A 17,241-nucleotide genomic window follows, 5' to 3' on the forward strand; every position below is an offset into this window, starting at 1 on the left:
CCGAGGGCGAGGGCCGCAAGGACGGTGCCACGCACCGCCTCTCGGGGCGCGCGCCCGACAACCGCCTCGTGCACTTCACCAAGCCGGCCGCCGAGCGATGCCCCGGCCGCCGCCGTTTTTCCCGGCGCTTCCCATGTCCCGTACGGCGCCGCGTACTCCGGCGCGCCGGGCCGCGCGGGGTCGCCCGACAACCGGGTCGCACCCCCCGCTGAGGGATTGTCAGCCGTTGCCGGTAGCGTTTCGGTGGAAACAGCGACCGGGCGGGCATCGGCGGCGAAAGTGGCCTCAAGGCGGCCACCTGCGGCGGAGCCCGACCACCGGCGCACCGGAACAGTTCCCCGGGGGCACGGCGGCGACGCCGTGTGCGGGACGGATCAGGAAAGGGCGGCGAGCTGTCGTGTACCGCTGGGAGATCACCCGGGCCGCACTGGCTCAGCGCGTTTTCGCCATCGTCCGCAGTGAGACCTACGACGAGGCCAGCGCCACGGCCGACACCCTGCTGTCGGCCGGCATCACCAGCCTGGAGATCTCTCTCACCACGCCGTTCGCGCTGGAGGCGGTCACCACGCTCACCCGCGAGCTGGGCGACGACGCGATCATAGGCGCGGGCACGGTCCTGGACGCGGCCTCCGCGCGGATGGCCGTGGACGCCGGCGCCCGCTTCCTGGTCTCGCCCCATCTGGACGCCGAGGTGATCAGCACCGGCCACCGCTACGGCGTCCCGGTGTTCGCCGGCGTCGCCACGCCCACGGAGATGGTGCGCGGCCTGGAGCTGGGCGCCGACGCCCTGAAGCTCTTCCCGGCCTCCGGCCACAGCCCCGGCTGGCTCCGGGACGTCCGCGCGGCGCTGCCCCAGGCGCCGCTGGTGCCGACGGGCGGCGTGACGGTCGAGAACGCCCCGGAGTGGATCGCCGCCGGCGCGGTCGCGGTCGGCATGGGCACCGCGCTCTCCGCGGGCGACCGCGACACGGTCACCAAGCGCGCCGCCGCCCTCCTCCCGCTCCTCGCCGACGCCGCCCCGCCGTCCATGACGCCGGGCCTCAGCTCCCTGGACCTGTACGAGGTCTGAGCCCCGGCAGGTACGAAGTCCGAGCCGCGGCCGGTACGAGGCCCGAGCCCCGGCCGGTGCACCCGCCGGCGCCGTCGCCCCTCCGGAGCGCCCGTACGCCCGCCTGAGGCCCGTACGCGGCGCCCGGCTCAGATTCCCCCGCGCAGCATCCGCGACAGCCCCAGGGCCGCCGTGCGGACCGCCGGGGCGAGTTGGGCCGGGCGGAAGCGGGCGCGCGGCACGGCGACCGAGAGCGAGGCCACCGCGTCGCCGCCCGCGAAGACCGGGGCCGCGATGCAGCTGACCCCGAGCACCGCCTCCTGCTCCTCGTAGGCCAGCCCGGACACCTGCGTCTTCTCCAGCGCCATCCGCATGCGCGCCGGATCGGTGATCGAGTGCGCCGTCAGGCGCGGCAGCGGCCGCGACAGCACCTCCTCGGTCAGCTCGGTACCGCAGAAGGCCAGCAGCGCCTTGCCCACCCCCGTGCAGCTCAGTGGCAGGCTGTGGCCGATGTGCGAGGGCAGCTGGAGCGCGTCGTGCCCGTGGATGCGCTCCAGGTAGACCACCTGCATGCCCTCGCGCACCCCGAGGTGCACGGTCTCGCGGGTGGCCTCGAAGAGGTCCTGGAGGAACGGCAGCGCCGCCTCGCGCAGATCCCGCCGCCGCGGCACCAGCGACCCCAGCTCGAACAGCCGGCCGCCGAGCCGGTAACGGCCGTCGTCGGTGCGCTCCAGCCAGCCCAGCCGCACGAGGTCGGCCGCCAGCCGGTGCACGGTCGGCTTGGGCAGCCCCGACCGCTGCGCCAGTTCCGCCAGCCGGTACGGACCGCCGGTCGGGCGGAAGGACTCCACGATCAGCGCGGCCTTGTCGAGCATGCTCGTGCCCGTCTCGTTCCGTGTCACGGAACAAACATTGTCCCCTTCGACGCGCCACGTCTATACCGGAGCCATCGCCGTGGGGCCCGCGTTCGGGAGCCACGCCTCCTCTTCCGCCCGCCCGACCAGGAGACCGCGCCATGCCGACCCCGCCCGATCCCGTACGCGCCGACGACGTGCCACCGGCCGTCGTGAAGGCCGCCGACATCCTGGCGGAGGCCGCCCGTACCGGCGTCCCCTGCCCGCCCGTACGCGGCCTGCTGCCCGAGGGCGACCTGGCCGCCGCGTACGCCGTCCAGCGGCTCACCGTGCGGCGCGGGCTCGCCGCCGGCGGCCGGATCGTCGGCCGCAAGACCGGACTGACCTCACCCGCCGTACAGGCCCAGCTCGGCGTCGACCGCCCGGACTTCGGCGCGCTCTTCGCGGACATGGCGGTGCCCGAGGGCACGCCCGTACCGGCCCGCCGGCTGCTCCAGCCCAAGGTGGAAGCCGAGGTCGCGCTCGTCCTGGCCGAGGACCTGCCGCACCGGGACTGCACGATCGCCGACGTGCTGCGCGCGACGGACTTCGCGCTGGCCGCACTGGAGATCGTGGACAGCCGGGTGGCCGGCTGGGACATCTCCATCGTCGACACCATCGCGGACAACGCCTCCTCCGGCCTCTACGTCCTGGGCAGCGCGCCCGTGCCGGTGACCCGGCTGGACCTGCGCGGCGTACGGATGACCATGACCCGCAACGGCGAGCAGGTCTCGGCCGGCACCGGCGCCGACTGCCTCGGCAGCCCCCTCAACGCGGCCGCGTGGCTGGCCTCTTCGCTCGCCGAGGCGGGCGACCCGCTGCGCGCCGGCGACCTCGTGCTGACCGGTGCGCTGGGCCCGATGGTGCCCGCCGCGCCCGGCGACCTGTTCGAGGCGCACATCTCGGACCTGGGCTCCGTACAGGCGCGGTTCGCGGCGGAGACCGAAGAGACGGAAGGAGAGCGACGGTGACCACCGAAAACCCGGCCGGCTCCGGCCCCCGCACCAAGGTCGCGATCATCGGTTCCGGCAACATCGGCACCGACCTGATGATCAAGGTGCTGCGGCTCTCCACGAGCCTGGAGGTCGTCGCCCTGGCCGGCATCGACCCGGACTCCGACGGCCTCGCCCGGGCCCGCCGCCTGAAGGTCGCCACCACCCACGACGGCGTGGACGGCCTGGTGAAGCTCCCCGAGTTCGCCGACGTGGAGATCGTCTTCGACGCGACCTCCGCCGGCGCCCACCGCCGCCACGACGAGGCGCTGCGCGCCCTCGGCCGCACGGTCGTTGACCTGACCCCCGCCGCGCTCGGCCCGTACGTCGTGCCGCCCGTCAACCTCGACGTCCATCTCGACGCGCCCAACGTCAACATGGTCACCTGCGGCGGCCAGGCCACCATCCCGGTCGTCGCCGCGGTCGCTGCCGTCACCCCCGTCCACTACGGCGAGATCGTCGCCTCGATCTCCTCGCGCTCCGCCGGGCCCGGCACCCGCGCCAACATCGACGAGTTCACCGAGACCACCGCCGCCGCCATCGAGCAGGTCGGCGGCGCGGCCCGCGGCAAGGCGGTGATCGTCCTCAACCCCGCCGAGCCGCCGCTCATCATGCGCGACACCGTGCACTGCCTGGTCTCGGCGTGCGACCGCGACGCCGTCACCGCGTCCGTCGAGAAGATGATCGCCCGCGTCCAGGCGTACGTACCCGGCTACCGGCTCAAGCAGCGCGTCCAGTTCGAGACCGTGGCCACCGGCGACCCGCTGCGCGGACTGCTGCCCCCGGCGGCAGCGGCCGACGACGCCACCAAGGTCTCCGTCTTCCTCGAAGTGGAGGGCGCGGCCCACTACCTCCCCGCCTACGCCGGGAACCTCGACATCATGACCTCGGCCGCGCTGCGCACCGCCGAGCGCATCGCCGCACACCGCTCCAGCGAGGTGGCAGCACGATGACCACGCACCGGGCCGAAGCCCGCCCCCTGTACGTCCAGGACGTCACCCTCCGGGACGGCATGCACGCCATCCGGCACCGCTACACCGTCGACCAGGCCCGCGCCATCGCCGCGGCACTGGACGCGGCCGGCGTCGGCGCCATCGAAATCGCCCACGGCGACGGCCTGTCCGGCTCCAGCATCACCTACGGCGTCGGCGCGCACACCGACTGGGAGTGGATCGAGGCCGTCACGGACGCGGCACGCACCGCCGTACCGACCACGCTCGTACTCCCCGGCATCGCCACCGTCCAGGACCTCAAGCAGGCGCACGCGCTCGGCATCCGCTCCGTCCGCATCGCCACCCACTGCACCGAGGCCGACATCTCGGCCCAGCACATCGCGGCGGCCCGCGAACTGGGCATGGACGTGGCCGGGTTCCTGATGATGTCCCACATGGCCGAGCCCGCCGAACTCGCCCGCCAGGCACGGCTGATGGAGTCCTACGGCGCACACTGCGTGTACGTCACCGACTCCGGCGGCCGGCTCACCATGGACGGCGTACGGGACCGCTTCCGCGCCTACCGCGACGTCCTCGACCCGGCCACCGAACTGGGTATCCACGCCCACCACAACCTCGCGCTCGGCGTCGCCAACACCGTCGTCGCCGTGGAGAACGGCGTGACCCGTGTCGACGCCTCACTGGCCGGCCAGGGCGCGGGCGCGGGCAACTGCCCGCTGGAGGCCTTCGTCGCCGTCGCCGACCTGATGGGGTGGCAGCACGGGTGCGACCTCTTCCCGCTGATGGACGCGGCCGACGACCTCGTGCGCCCGCTCCAGGACCGCGAGGTGCGGGTGGACCGGGAGACGCTGAGCCTGGGATACGCGGGCGTCTACTCCAGCTTCCTGCGGCACGCCGAGACGGCCGCCGAGCGGTACGGCCTGGACACCCGCGCCGTACTCGTCGAGGTGGGCCGCCGCGGCCTGGTCGGCGGCCAGGAGGACATGATCACCGACGTCGCGCTGGACATGGTGGCGGCACGGGGCTGACACCGGGACACAGCCCAAACGGCCGGCGCCCGTCCCGGCATGTCCAGCCGGGACGGGCGCTGTCGGTAACCAGGGCTGTCAGTGCATGCGACCGAGGTGAATGACGCTGATGCGTACCTGCCGATCGATGACCTCGTACATCAGGCGGTAGCGACCGATATGGATGCGCAACACGTCGGCGCCGCCGGACGCGCCCTTGGGTCTCGGATCGTCGGCGAGACGGTCGACGGCGCTGAACACCTGCCGCACGCCGGTCGGATCGTCCTTCGCGAACCGCTCCGCCTGGGCGAGAGCCTCAGGCTCCCAGATGATCTCGTAGCTCACGCCTCATTCCCGCCGAATACCCGGCGGTACGCCTCGGCCTGCGGGACACCGGCGCTCTCGCCCTGAGCCTGGCGCGCACGGTAGGCGGACAGGGCCCGCATCTCCTCCAGCTCCAGGGCGTCAGCCGGGCTGACCAGTATGGCGATGGTTTGCCCGTGGTCGGTGATAGCGACCGGTTCGCGGGTGGCGCTGACCTCGCGCGCGATGGCGCCCAGCCGGGCGCGTGCCTCCACGATCGAGTAAGTGCTCTCCGTCATGCTCACTACCTTACAGAAGTGTACACATCCTGCCAGGCGATCCGGCCTTTCGCGGCAGCAGCTTTTGACGCCACGGAGAGGGCCCGGGGCCACCAGGCCCGCCACCGAGTGGGTCCAGCGTCGTCGCCCCGTTCCCGGCCAGCCAGCCGGCGAACTTCGCGAAGTACGCGTCGGCCCCGGGCAGCGCCCGGATCTGTGCGGCGATGTCGTCCGGGCCGTCCCACGCCACGTACGTCGGCGAGATCTGGAGCGTGGGCCGTCCCTGCGACTCGGCGAGCGCGCGGCCCGCGTACCCGCCCATGTCGTACAGGTACAGGTCCGCGGGGTCGTCGTCGTACAGCGCGTGCAGCTGCGGCAGCATCTGCACGGCGTCGTCGAGGAAGACGGTCATCGCCTCGACCGGGTCCGCCGGCCAGTCGTTGTCGGCCACCGGCAGGGTGGAGCGGTACGGGCGCAGCTCGGCGCCGGTCGCCGTGACCAGGTCGCGCATCACCGGGTCGTTGGCGTACGTGAAGCGGTGGCCGCGGGCCACCAGCTCCCGGATGATCTCGATGCCGGGCAGGGTGTGGCTGACGACGGGATTGCCGATCCTCGCGATATGAGCGCGGCGCGGCGACGTACCGGAGGTACGGGAAGTCCCGGAGGCAGGGGAAGTCCCGGAGGTACGGGAACGCATGGAAGATCACTCACTTCAGGTCTACGGAGGGCAGGACACGGCGGCCCGGCGCCTGAGATGGCGCGGGCGGGCGGCGCGCGGCGGGACGGAGTCGCCGCCGGGTGCCGTGTCAGCCGTAGATCTGGTGGTAATACGTGCCCTCACCGTAGCCTCGGGTGCCTGAGGCGACCGAGCGAATTACCGGTGGCCCGGCGGCAAGGGGGAGAACACGTGACGGACATCGTCGAACTCGACACTCTCGTACCGGACTTCAACAGCGACCCGCACCCGCACTACGCCGCGCTCCGCGACCGGGGACCGGTGCACCGGGTGCGGCTCTCCGACGGCCAGGAGGTCTGGCTGGTCGTTGGCCACGACGAGGCCAGGGCCGCCCTCATGGACCCGCGGCTGAGGAAGGACTGGTCGGCCCACCCGCAGTGGCAGCCGGCGGACGGCACCGGCCAGCTCCTCGCCAACATGCTCCAGAGCGACCCACCGCGCCACACCCGGCTGCGGAAGCTGGTCACCAGGGCCTTCACCCCCGGAGCCGTCGACGCGCTGCGCCCGGCCGTCCAGCAGATCACCGACGGCCTGATCGACACCATGCTGGAGAAGGCCGCGCCGGACGGCCGTGCCGACCTCGTCGAGGCGCTCGCCTACCCGCTGCCCATGACGGTCATCTGCGAGCTGCTCGGGGTGCCGGACCTGGACCGGGAACGCTTCCGGCGTTGGTCGGACGCGTTCGTCACCGCCAACGGCCCCTCCGGCAGGGACGACGAGGAGAACATCGAGGCCGAGCTCGCGCGCTACATGGGAGAGCTCGTTCGGGAGAAGCGGCGCTCCCCGGGCCCGGACCTGTTCAGCACCCTCATCCGCACCACCGACGAGGACGGCGACCGGCTCTCCGGCGACGAACTGGTGGGCATGGCCTTCCTCCTGCTCGTGGCCGGCCACGAGACCACAGTGGGTCTCATCGCCAACGGCACTCTCGCGCTGCTGCGCCACCCGGACCAGCTCGCCGCGCTCCGCGCCGACTTCGGGCTGCTGGACAACGCCGTCGAGGAGATGTTGCGGTACGACGGGCCCGTGGAGACCAGCACCTGGCGGTACGCCGGCGAACCGGTGGAGATCGGCGGCACGGTGGTGCCCGCCGGGGACACGGTGATCGTCGGACTCTCCTCGGCCGCGCGGGACGCCGCCCGGTTCGAGACCGCCGACAGCTTCGACATCACCCGCGACACCCGCGGCCACCTGGCCTTCGGCCACGGCATCCACTACTGCCTCGGCGCCCCGCTGGCCCACGTGGAGGGCCGCATCGCCGTCCGCACCCTCCTGGAGCGCTGCCCGGACCTGGCCCTGGACGCCGACCCCGCCACCCTCACCTGGCGCTCCGGCATCCTGATGCGCGGCCCCGTCCGCCTCCCGGTCCGGGTGAGCTGAACCGGCACCCCGTACGCCACCGCCACCGGGACCGACGACGGGCCGCGCGCGCCGCGCGGCCCGTCTCCGTATCCGGGCGCCGCGTTCCAGCCACTGGGCCACCCCTTCACCGACCGGGCCGCATCTGCCAGCCTTAAGCTCTTGATCTTGCCCGGTCCCGATCACGCCGCAGCCCCCGCCGCGCACAGGAGTCGCCATGAAGCGTGCCGTCACGCTGTCCGCCCTCGCCTGCCTTCTCGCCGCCACCGCGACGGCCCCCACCGCGTTCGCCGACGGCGCCACGCCGGACCCGTCCGCCGCGCCGGCCGCCAAGGCCACCAAGGCGAAGAAGGCCAAGAAGGTCGTCCACCGGACCGCGCCCACCCTCCTGGACACCGTGCCCCGCCGCGGCACGCTTCGGGTCTGCACCACCGGCGACTACCGCCCCTTCACGTCCTGGGACCGCAAGACCGAGAAGTACCGCGGCATCGACATCGACATGGCGCGGGACCTGGCGAAGAGTCTGGACGCCAAGGCGAAGTTCGTGCCCACCACCTGGGCGAGCCTGGTCGCCGACCTCGACGGTGGGCGCTGCGACATAGCGGTGGGCGGCGTCTCCATCACCCTGCCGCGCGCCCGCAAGCTCGCCTTCAGCGAGCCGACCCGCACCGACGGCAAGACGCCGATCGTGCGCTGCGAGGACAAGAAGAAGTACCGCACGCTGAAGGACATCGACGAGCCGGAGACGACCGTCGTGGTCAACCCGGGCGGCACCAACGAGGAGTTCGCCAGGGCGCACATCAAGGAGGCGAAGATCAAGGTCCACAAGGACAACAACACGATCTTCGACGAGATCGTCGAGGGCCGCGCCGACGTGATGATGACCGACGCCAGCGAGACGCTCTACCAGGCCAAGCTCCACCCCGAGCTCTGCTCCGTGCACCCCGACGACCCCTTCACCTTCGCCGAAAAGGCCTACGCACTGCCCCGCAGGGACACCCAGTTCAAGCAGTACGTCGACCAGTTCGTCCACCTGGCGAAGCACGACGGCACGTACGAGAAGTACGAGGACGAATGGTTGACGTCTTCCGCCTCATGAGAGAGGGGTTTTCCTCGGCTTGCGCCGTGGAGCTTTCTGCTTCGTCACCGGCTGCCCGCACGGAAGATTCCGCTGAGGTCTGACACCGGCTCCACAGACTGTCACCGCCCGTCCGGCGGCCAGGAGGTTCTTCCCTGCGTTCACGTCTCGGTCGTGGGTCGCGCCGCAGCCGCAGGTCCAGGTACGGATGTGCAGCGGCATCCTGTCTTGCAGGGTGCCGCAGGCGGAGCACAGCTTGGAGGAGGGGAACCAGCGATCCACCACGATCACCTCGCGGCCGTACCACTGCGCCTTGTATTCCAGCAGGCTCCGGAACTCGCTCCACCCCGCATCGCTGATGGCGCGTGCGAGTTTCCCGTTCTTCAGCATGTTTCGTACGGTCAGATCCTCGATCACGAGCGTTTGGTTTTCACGCACAAGTCGAGTAGTGATCTGGTGCAGATGGTCGCGTCTGCGGTCGGCGATCCGGGCATGAATGCGGGCCACCTCGCGCTGGGCTTTGGCCCGGTTGGCCCCGTCCCCCTTGGCCTTGCGGGACAAGTGTCGCTGGGCGCGAGCGAGACGTTGCCGGTCCTGTCGCTCGTATCGGGGGTTGGGAATCTTTTCCCCAGTCGAGAGGGTCAGCAGATGGTCCAGGCCTGCGTCGATCCCGACGGCCACGTCCACGACCGGCAGCGGTTCCACGGTCGGATCCTCGCACAGCAGGGACACGAACCAGCGGCCTGCGGCGTCCTGGGAGACGGTCACTGTCGAGGGTGTGGCTCCCTGGGGCAGGGGGCGGGACCACACGATGTCCAGCCGTTCTCTCATCTTCGCCAGAGTCAGTTGTCCGTCCCGGAAACGGAACGCCGAGCTGGTGTATTCCGCCGCCCTGCGGGACTTCTTCTTGGACTTCGGACGCGGATATCCGGCACGCCGGGCGAAGAAATTGTTGAACGCGGTCTGCAGATGGCGCAGCGTCTGCTGCAGTGGAACCGACGACACCTCGTTCAGAAATGCCAGCTCGTCGGTCTTCTTCCATGCGGTCAGTAACGCCGAGCTGGCGTTGTAGCTGCCCCTCTCGCCTCGCGCGGTCCACGCCTCGGTGCGTGCGGCGAGCGCCATGTTGTAGATCTTCCGTACACACCCGAAGGTCCGTGCCAGTTCGGCGGCCTGCTCGGCGGTCGGGTAGAAGCGGTACTTGAACGCCCGCTTCACACGCTCGGTCATGGCTCGGACGCTAGCGCGCCGGGCGGTGAGTCTCCGGGGGACCGGGGCCTCTCAGCGCACCATCTGATGAAGCAAGCGTGTTCCGGCTGCGCGTCAGCCGTCCGTGTCGTACAGCGTGGTGCATGTGGTGCCCCAGCTGCCCTGGTAGTGGTGGTCGAGTGCGATGAGGGCGGTGGTGAGGGCGGGGAGCAGGGTGCCGTAGGGGTCGGTCAGGGGGTCGAAGTAGGGGTGGCCGGGGAGGGCGCCGGGGCGTTCGACGGCGCTTCCCGTGCGGCGGGCCGGTTCCGGGGCGAGCCAGGCGGCGCCCAGCGCCCGTGCCATCGCCGCCGACGGGTCGGACGGGGCGAGCGGCCGGACGAGGCGGTGGTACCGGCGGACCGGTGAGTCCTCGGAGAAGAGGACGTAGTCGCGCACGGGCGCGCGTCGGACCAGGTGGAACGCCTCGTTCCTGGCGGCCGGGTCGGCCGTCTGCTCGAAGACCCGGCCGAGGAACGCCGCGGCCGCCGGCAGATCGCCCAGCGCCAGTGCGTGGTACGCGGCCACCGCGCCCTGGCCGTGGTCGCGGGCCCGCAGCCGCAGCGCGTCGTGCGCGTGCCGCCAGGTGAACCCGTCGTCCTCCGGCCGCCCCGCCAGGTCGCGCAGGAGCAGATGGCGCAGCAGGGGGTGCAGCTGGTCGGACTGGCTGTCCTGCACCGGCGGGGTGAGCAGGCCGTGCGAGCGGAAGTGGGCCAGCGCGCCCTGGGCGCCCGCGCCGGTGTCGCCCCACAGCCCCCAGGCGGTGAAGGCGTGGTCCAGGTCGACCGCGGCGGCGGCCCGCGGCAGCAGCTCCCGCACCTCCGGGGGCACGTCCCGCAGCAGTGTGTCGAGCAGGTCCCCGGCGAGGTCCCAGCCGTCGCCGTCGGGCCGCTGCCCGGCCGGTGTGAGCAGGCGGCGCAGCCGGTACGCCCAGTCGGTGTCCTCGGGGAAGAGGGGCAGCGCGTCCAGCAGTGCGGCGACCGCGCCGGGGTGGCCGCGCGTCAGATCGTGCACGAGGCGGCCGAGCCAGGCCGCCGGCCGCTGCACGGGCGGCCGGGGCAGGCCGCGGGTGCCGTAGAGCGTCTCGGTGGCCAGTTCGGTGACCTCCGCCAGGGACAGCCCGCCCAGCTGCGCGACCATGAGGTCGTCCGCGGTGCGCGTCTCCTGGCGGTGCGTCAGCCGCCAGTGGGTGAGCTGGTAGCGCAGGTCGGGGCCGGTCAGCTGCTCGGGGTCCACCTGCCGGGGCACCGTACCGGCGGTGGCCACGGCCAGCAGCGGGTCCCAGGCCGGGGTGACGCCGCTGTCCAGCGCCCGCGCCTCGGCCAGTGCTTGGAGGAATTCCTCGCCGACCGGGCAGTCGGCGTTGTCCAGCAGCAGGAGGCAGTGCGTGGCGCGGCGGCGCGGGGAGCCTTCGCGGTACGCGGAGCGCAGGTCCGACAGCAGCGCCCGCAGCAGCACCTCGTCCACGATCCCCGCGTCGCCCGGCCGGCCCGCGAGCTGCCGCTGCAAGTGGTCCAGCAGGTCGCGGTGGGTGCCGCCGCTGCGCCGGGCGACGCCGGCCAGTGCCCGCTCCAGGGATCGCAGCCGCAGCCGCGGCTCGCCGATGAGCGGCAGCAGCGTGCCGATGCCGGGGGGCGGGCGGCCGTCGCCGAGCGTCTCCAGGCCGGTCTGCAGGCCCTTGCGCACGGTGCCGGTGACGTCGCCGAGCGGGAAACGGCCGAGCGCGCCGCGCGCCGCCTCGCCCAGCTCCCGTACGGCGCGTGGCGCGGGCGCCAGCGCGAAGGCGATGAGCAGCCCGGTGAAGCACGGGAAGGTCAGCGCGGGCTTCCCCGGTACGGGCAGGTGGAGCTGGCGGGCGGTCTCCAGCGCCACTTCGGTGACCGACGCGTACGTGCCGTCGGGGCCGTCCAGGTCCAGCCAGGCCAGCGGCGCCGCCAGCTCCTGGGCGCGCGCCGCCAGCTGCCGCAGCAGGGTCGTCTTGCCCCCGCCGGGCGGTCCGAGGAAGAGGTAGGACGGCAGCTCGCTGTGCGTGTGCGGGCCGCGGTCGAGCGACTCCAGCACCGCCGCCTTCAGCAGCCGCTCGCCCCGCGCCCCGTCCAGTGGAGCCACACCGGGCCAGGGCACGGAGGCGTCGCCGTCGGGGACGCGGGGGCCGGCGAGTATTCCGCGCGTCGGCTGCCGGCCGGCGGCCCGGGGGGCGCGGCCGGCCGACGGGGGAGTGGTGCCGGGCCGGGCGGTGTCCTGCGGGGTGTCCCGCCAGGGGCCGGCGGGCCGCCGCGGCAGCGGGGTGTCGGTGCGGCCGATGCCCAGCCGCACCAGCAGCGCGTCGTTCACCCAGGCGAAGGCCCTGGCGTGGTCCGGCAGCCGGTCCGGGCCGTCCGGGTGGGCCAGCCAGGCGGGGAAGTCCGGGGACCGGCCGACCAGTTCGTCCATCCGGCGGCCCACCGCCAGCCCGGTCTCCAGCAGCTCGGCGGTGGGCACGGTGTCGAGGAGTACGGCCTTCGTCGCGGCGGGGAAGTCGAACTGCCGCAGCCGCTCGGGCACGTCGTACTCCGCCGGGTGCGGCACCGCGCGCAGCAGCCCGCCGGAGAACACCTCCGCGAGGTGCGCGGTCTCGGCGGGCCAGGCCACCGATTCCTGGACCAGCCGCATGGCCGGTACGGACACCGGCGCGAGCGCCGCGAGATGGGCGGCGAGCCGGTACGCCTCGGGCGAGACGGTGTCCCGGAACCGCAGCACCGCCGAGGCGGCAGCGTCGGCGCCCGGCGGCGGAGCGGGCGTGGCGGCGGCGACCTCGCTCAGCCCGTCGTCCGCTGCGGGCGCGGTGCGCAGCAGGGGCAGTACGGCCGTGCCGCCGGGCGAGGCGACCAGCCGGGCCCACTCCGCGACCGAGGCCGGGCGCGGTGCCAGCACGGGGATCGGCACTCCGCGGAAGGACGCCAGCTCAGGGGGCAGCCCGGAGGCGGTCACCTGCCAGGTGGCGTTGGCCGAGGCGCGGCCGCGCGAGGTCACCTCCCAGCGGTCGGCACGTACCCCCGAGCCCTTCCACATCTGCGGCGGCAGCACCTGGAGCACGGCCGTCGGCCCGCACCGGCCCCAGCCGGCCAGGACCTCCTGTGCCGAACCGCTGCGCCAGGCCGAGCCGATGCCGTCGGTGACGACGAGCACCATCGTGGCGCCGGAGGGGTCGGCGAGCACCGCCGGGTCGCCGTTGGCCGGGCCGTCCCCGAAGGGGCTGCCGCGCAGCGCCGGGCGCCCGCCGCCGCGGGTGTGCAGCCCGTAGACCCGTACGTCCCGGAAGGCGCCGAGGCGTTCCAGTACGCCGCGCAGCTCGCCGCAGAGCCGCTGCCACAGCAGCATGGACGTGCCGTCGTCGATGACCAGGGCCAGGTCCAGCCAGCGTTCGCGGGCCGGGAGGATCGCCACGTCCGGGAGCCCGGTCTCGGCCATCGCGTCCACCGTCGCGGCCTCGTCGACCTCCGTACGGACCGGGCTGGGGCGCTGCTGCTGGAGCGGGCGCAGCGCGCGGGAGAGGGCGAGCGCGTCGGTGACGGCCTTGCCTTCGGGGGCGCGTACGGACACGGCCGGGCGGCCGACTTCCTTGCCGCGCGGGGCCGTGCGCTGGGAGCCGCCGTGCAGGCCGTGCCCGGCCTCCGAACGGAGGGGCGTGCGGGCGGGCGGCGAGGGGTGGGCGGTGCGGCCCGGGGCGCGGCTCGGCAGCCCGGACGCGGGCCCGCCGGGGTCCGCCGGCCGCTCGGTGTCCGCGTTCTCCGGTGGCGCGGCGCCGTCCGCGGGCGGCGGCTCCGGGGGAGCGGTGTCCTCCTCGGCGGCCGGCAGCCGGGTGGCCAGCCAGAGCGCGTCCAGCAACTCCTGCGGCGACAGCGGCACTCCGCTGTCGCCCAGGATGCGGCGGGCACGCTCCGGCACGGCCTCAGACCGTCCCGCCGAGCCGGTGCAGCACGGCCTTGCGTACCGCCTCGGCGTCGATGTCCACGCCGCCCGCGCGCAGGAAGACGGCGTTGAGGAGCTGGTCGGTCGCGAGTTCGCCGAGCGCGCGGCGGTTGAGGAACGCGGTGAGCAGGTCGTCGACCTCGGGCAGGATGTCCGGGCCGAGGTGGGCGGCGATGATCTCGCGCAGCCGGGTCTCGTCCGGGTCGGGCAGGTCCAGCCGGACGCAGCGGCGCAGAAAGGCGGGCGGGAAGTCCCGCTCGCCGTTGCTGGTGATCACCACGACCGGGAACTCGCGGCAGCGGACCCGGCCGCGGTGCACCGGCTCGGTGACGCCGGGGTCGGCGGTGAGCACGTCCACGTCGGCCTGTTCCTCGGGCAGCCGGGCCAGCTCCGGGATCTCGAACTCGCCGCTCTCGAAGACCGCGAGCAGGTCGTTGGGCAGGTCCACGTCGCCCTTGTCCAGCTCGTCGACGAGCAGCACGCGCGGCCGGTCGCGGGGCGCCAGGGCCGTACCGAGCGGGCCGAGCCGGACGAACGTGCCGATGCCCGGCTCCGGTTCGTCCCGGTCCCGGCGGAGCGACGCCTCGCGCAGCCGCCCTACCGCGTCGTAGCGGTACAGCGCGTCCTGCAGCGTGGCGCGGCTGTTGACCGGCCAGTGCAGCACCCGGCCGAGCGACAGCTCGTGCGCGATGGCCTGCGCGAGCGAGGACTTGCCCGTGCCGGGGTGGCCGGTGACCAGCAGCGGGCGGCGCAGGTGCAGCGCGGCGCTCACCACGTCGGCCTGGTCCGGGCCGATCAGGTACGGGCCGCCGCCCGGTCCCGCGCCGCCGGGCGCCGCCGTACGGGTGTGCCCGAAGCGGCGCCAGGGCGGTGCCTCGGGCATGGCGGGCCGGCGGGCCACGCCGTCGCCGCGGAACAGCCGCCAGCCGTCCGCTGCGCCGGAGCCGCCGGCCGGCCGGGCGGGGCCGGGGACGGCGGCGTCCGGGGTCCGGTGGGGATCGGCGGAGGTGTTCTCGGTGGCCATGGTTCCTACAGTTCCGCTCGCTCGGAGGGGTCGGTCAGATGGGCGGTCAGCGGCAGCGGGCGGCCCGGGTCGTCCCAGACCAGGACCGGCCGGGCCCGGTGCTCGTCGGGCGAACTGCGGGCCTTGGCGCGGTATTCCCGTACCGCGTCCGGCAGTTGGTGCACCCGCGAGGGCGGTTCGAGGCGGAAGCCGCCGATGCCGTCGGCGGCGTGCTCGGCGCGGTCCCACAGCAGCACCGGGACCCCGGAGGCCAGGCACCACGTGGCGGTTCTGGCGCGGGTGCCGGGCGGGGTGCCGATCACCACGACGGACGCGTCCAGGTCCTCGTCCAGCAGCCCGGCCACCCGGCCCGGGTCGTCGTGGGTGGCGTCCAGCCGCATCGCGCTCTTCCTGCCCAGCGCCCGCCAGCGCCGCCGCCACACGCCGTCGCTGTCGGCCAGCCGCCGGATGCTGGGGCAGCGCAGCACCATCGGGTAGCGGGTGCCGACGACCTTGGGCGGCAGTGGGCCCGCGTCCGCCGCGCCCAGGGAGTCCAGGTCGATCTCCAGGTCGCCGTGTTCCACGATCAGTTCGACGGTCGGCCAGGCCTGCCCTACGGAGGCGCCGGCCAGCCGGTCGAGGTGCTTGTGCAGGATCTTGACGATCTCGGCGGGGGCCAGCGGGTCGGCGCCCGCGCCCGGGGCCGGCTGGAGCCGCCCGTCGCCCACGTCCGTCCAGAACCCCGCGTCGTACCGGCGGGTGCGGCCGTGGCCCGTGCCGCCGGTCAGTTCGACCACCAGCCGGGGCGGCGCGCTCACCGCGGCCTGGGCCCACTGGTCGGCGTCGGCGCGCCGGTCGGCCAGGGTGGCGATGTCGATGCCGAGGTGTCCCGCCATCCGCTCGTTCCACTGGCGCAGTTCGGTGCGCCGGTCGAGCGGGCTGCCGAGGACGGCGACGAACTCCACCGCGCGCAGCAGTGCCGGTACGCCCGGGGTGCCGGCGGGCACCTGCCGCCCGTCGCCGGCCCGGCTCTCCAGCGCGGCCACCCAGCGCCGCGCGTAGGCGGCGAAGACCTTCGGGTCGCTGAGGCCCGTACCGTCCACCACCTCGTCGGGCAGCGGGTACGGGAACGCGCTGCGGGTGGCCTCGGGGACGCGCCGCCGGACGTCGTCGGGGAGCGTGCCGAGCAGATGCAGCAGGGCCCGCTCCTCCCACGGCGACATCCAGTGGTCGGTCAGCCGCGGGGTGAGCCGGGCCAGCTCGCGCAGCGTGCGGGCGTGAACGGGATCGTAGGGGGCGAGGACCTCGGCGAGCGCGGGCACCGCCCGGTCGACGGTGACCAGCACCTCCGTCCACTCCTCCAGGGACGGCAGCGAGCCGTCCTCGGGGTGCGGCAGGAGGCATCGCTCGGCGAAGCGGGAGGCGTGCTTGCGGATGTGGGCCTCGTCGGGCAGCGCGCGGTCCAGCAGGAGGCGCAGGTCCTCGCGGAGCCGGTCGGGGGTGCGCTGTTGGGGTACCTGGTCGGCGCAGTCCGGCAGCAGGCCGTCGGCGCCCGCCGCGGTCAGCTCAGCCTTGACGGCCTGCCAGGAGAAGGACCAGCTCAGCCGGGTGGTCATGGTGGGGTCGTAGGGGCCGGCGCCCTGCGTGACCATGGCGGCGACCAGGCCGACCGCGCGCTGGTCGGTCACCGACCAGACCGGGCCGCCGCTGTAACCGCCGCGGATCGCCGCGCCGGTGGGCCGTCCGTGCACGTAGCCGATGCCGTCCTCGAAGGTGGCGACGCGGCCGTACGCGGTGTGTTCGGGATCGCCGGTGCCGTAGCGGGCGCGCACCGTCTGGGAGCCGGCCATCGGGGCCCAGCGGACCGGCGCGAGGCCGGGCGGCGGGTCGCAGGTCAGTTCCAGTACGGCGAGGTCGCCGCGCCAGCGCCGGGCGCCGGGCGGCACGGCGAGGTGCCGCTCGGGCGACTGCTCGTCCCGAGGCGGTATCCAGTGCGTGAGCCGGGCGGTGCCGCGGGTGCTCCGGTCGGCGCCGGGGAAGCCGACCGCCAGCTCCACGGCGCCCGGATGCGCGTACTCCAGCTTGTGCCGGCCGACCGCGAGGTTGATGACGTGCGCGCAGGTGAGGACGTGCCGCGGGGTGAGGCAGACGCCGGCGCCGACCGTGCGGAGGGCGCTGCGGGGTGCCGTACGGGAGGCGGTGGAGTGGGTGCCGAGCGCGGCGCCGCCGAGCGGGGCCGGCGCGTACGCCGTGGCCGCGGACGGGGGCCGGGCAGGCCCCTGCGCGCCGGCGGCCGGGCCGTCGTCCGTGCCGTACACCGTCACCAGCCCGGCCCGCTCGTCCGGCGTCGCGTCGTCCCCGGTCCCGTCCGGGCCCGCGCCGAACCACCGCACTC

Annotated in this window: 14 protein-coding genes and 1 pseudogene; 6 read left to right on the forward strand and 9 right to left on the reverse strand. The window is 74.0% G+C overall.

Annotated elements, in window-relative coordinates; translation table 11 throughout:
* Positions 1-191 (reverse strand): hypothetical protein (locus ABZ840_RS34325; protein WP_361567059.1); only part of this gene is annotated, 191 nt, incomplete at its 3' end.
* A gap of 206 nt (positions 192-397) precedes the next feature.
* Between ABZ840_RS34325 and ABZ840_RS34330 the strand changes: the two genes are divergently transcribed.
* Positions 398-1,069 carry a bifunctional 4-hydroxy-2-oxoglutarate aldolase/2-dehydro-3-deoxy-phosphogluconate aldolase gene (locus ABZ840_RS34330; protein ID WP_361566849.1) on the forward strand — a complete coding sequence of 224 codons (672 nt, stop codon included), beginning with the start codon at positions 398-400 and terminating at the stop codon, positions 1,067-1,069.
* Between the two features lie 128 nt (positions 1,070-1,197).
* On the opposite strand, the gene ABZ840_RS34335 is transcribed toward ABZ840_RS34330, so the two are convergent.
* Positions 1,198-1,923 carry an IclR family transcriptional regulator gene (locus ABZ840_RS34335; protein ID WP_361567039.1) on the reverse strand — a complete coding sequence of 242 codons (726 nt, stop codon included), beginning with the start codon at positions 1,921-1,923 and terminating at the stop codon, positions 1,198-1,200.
* 140 nt (positions 1,924-2,063) lie between these two features.
* Here ABZ840_RS34335 and ABZ840_RS34340 point away from each other — a divergent pair, with 140 nt between their 5' ends.
* From ABZ840_RS34340 to dmpG, 3 genes are read left to right on the forward strand one after another with little or no spacing between them, the layout of a single operon-like run.
* A complete protein-coding gene (locus ABZ840_RS34340; RefSeq protein WP_361566852.1) occupies positions 2,064-2,912 on the forward strand; it encodes a fumarylacetoacetate hydrolase family protein in 849 nt (282 codons plus the stop codon).
* On the forward strand, positions 2,909-3,886 hold the full coding sequence (locus tag ABZ840_RS34345; RefSeq protein ID WP_361566855.1) for an acetaldehyde dehydrogenase (acetylating): 978 nt from the start codon (positions 2,909-2,911) through the stop codon (positions 3,884-3,886). The genes ABZ840_RS34340 and ABZ840_RS34345 overlap by 4 nt, the downstream gene beginning before the upstream one ends.
* The gene (gene dmpG, locus ABZ840_RS34350) at positions 3,883-4,914 is read left to right on the forward strand and encodes a 4-hydroxy-2-oxovalerate aldolase (protein WP_361566858.1); all 1,032 of its coding nucleotides are present in this window, start codon (positions 3,883-3,885) and stop codon (positions 4,912-4,914) included. Before ABZ840_RS34345 ends, dmpG begins: the two co-directional genes overlap by 4 nt.
* A gap of 78 nt (positions 4,915-4,992) precedes the next feature.
* Here dmpG and ABZ840_RS34355 read toward each other — a convergent pair whose 3' ends face one another.
* The 3 genes and pseudogenes from ABZ840_RS34355 to ABZ840_RS34365 form a co-directional block, all read right to left on the reverse strand.
* Positions 4,993-5,238 (reverse strand): type II toxin-antitoxin system RelE/ParE family toxin, encoded by a 246-nt coding sequence (locus ABZ840_RS34355; RefSeq protein ID WP_361566860.1) that lies wholly within the window; start codon positions 5,236-5,238, stop codon positions 4,993-4,995.
* On the reverse strand, positions 5,235-5,495 hold the full coding sequence (locus ABZ840_RS34360; RefSeq protein WP_361566863.1) for a type II toxin-antitoxin system Phd/YefM family antitoxin: 261 nt from the start codon (positions 5,493-5,495) through the stop codon (positions 5,235-5,237). The genes ABZ840_RS34355 and ABZ840_RS34360 overlap by 4 nt, the downstream gene beginning before the upstream one ends.
* A 112-nt stretch (positions 5,496-5,607) precedes the next feature.
* A pseudogene (locus ABZ840_RS34365) lies at positions 5,608-6,171 on the reverse strand (glycosyl transferase); the annotation flags it as partial.
* Between the two features lie 210 nt (positions 6,172-6,381).
* Here ABZ840_RS34365 and ABZ840_RS34370 point away from each other — a divergent pair.
* Both ABZ840_RS34370 and ABZ840_RS34375 read left to right on the forward strand, forming a co-directional pair.
* Complete coding sequence (locus ABZ840_RS34370; RefSeq protein WP_361566866.1) at positions 6,382-7,590, forward strand: cytochrome P450; 1,209 nt, start codon at positions 6,382-6,384, stop codon at positions 7,588-7,590.
* A 196-nt stretch (positions 7,591-7,786) separates the two neighbouring features.
* Complete coding sequence (locus ABZ840_RS34375; RefSeq protein ID WP_361566869.1) at positions 7,787-8,668, forward strand: transporter substrate-binding domain-containing protein; 882 nt, start codon at positions 7,787-7,789, stop codon at positions 8,666-8,668.
* On the opposite strand, the gene ABZ840_RS34380 is transcribed toward ABZ840_RS34375, so the two are convergent.
* The 4 genes from ABZ840_RS34380 to ABZ840_RS34395 form a co-directional block, all read right to left on the reverse strand.
* Entirely contained in the window at positions 8,663-9,877 is a 1,215-nt protein-coding gene (locus ABZ840_RS34380; protein ID WP_361566871.1) for an RNA-guided endonuclease TnpB family protein, read from the reverse strand. The genes ABZ840_RS34375 and ABZ840_RS34380 overlap by 6 nt on opposite strands.
* A gap of 93 nt (positions 9,878-9,970) precedes the next feature.
* The gene (locus ABZ840_RS34385; RefSeq protein WP_361566874.1) at positions 9,971-13,819 is read right to left on the reverse strand and encodes an SAV_2336 N-terminal domain-related protein; all 3,849 of its coding nucleotides are present in this window, start codon (positions 13,817-13,819) and stop codon (positions 9,971-9,973) included.
* 4 nt (positions 13,820-13,823) lie between these two features.
* Positions 13,824-14,726, reverse strand: coding sequence for an AAA family ATPase (locus ABZ840_RS34390; protein ID WP_361567042.1), 903 nt, complete (start codon positions 14,724-14,726; stop codon positions 13,824-13,826).
* 146 nt (positions 14,727-14,872) lie between these two features.
* On the reverse strand, positions 14,873-17,239 hold the full coding sequence (locus tag ABZ840_RS34395) for a trypsin-like peptidase domain-containing protein (RefSeq protein ID WP_361566877.1): 2,367 nt from the start codon (positions 17,237-17,239) through the stop codon (positions 14,873-14,875).
* Positions 17,240-17,241 lie beyond the last annotated feature (2 nt).

The organism is Streptomyces sp. NPDC047117 (assembly GCF_040643545.1).
In the GTDB taxonomy this organism is placed as follows: Bacteria; Actinomycetota; Actinomycetes; order Streptomycetales; family Streptomycetaceae; genus Streptomyces.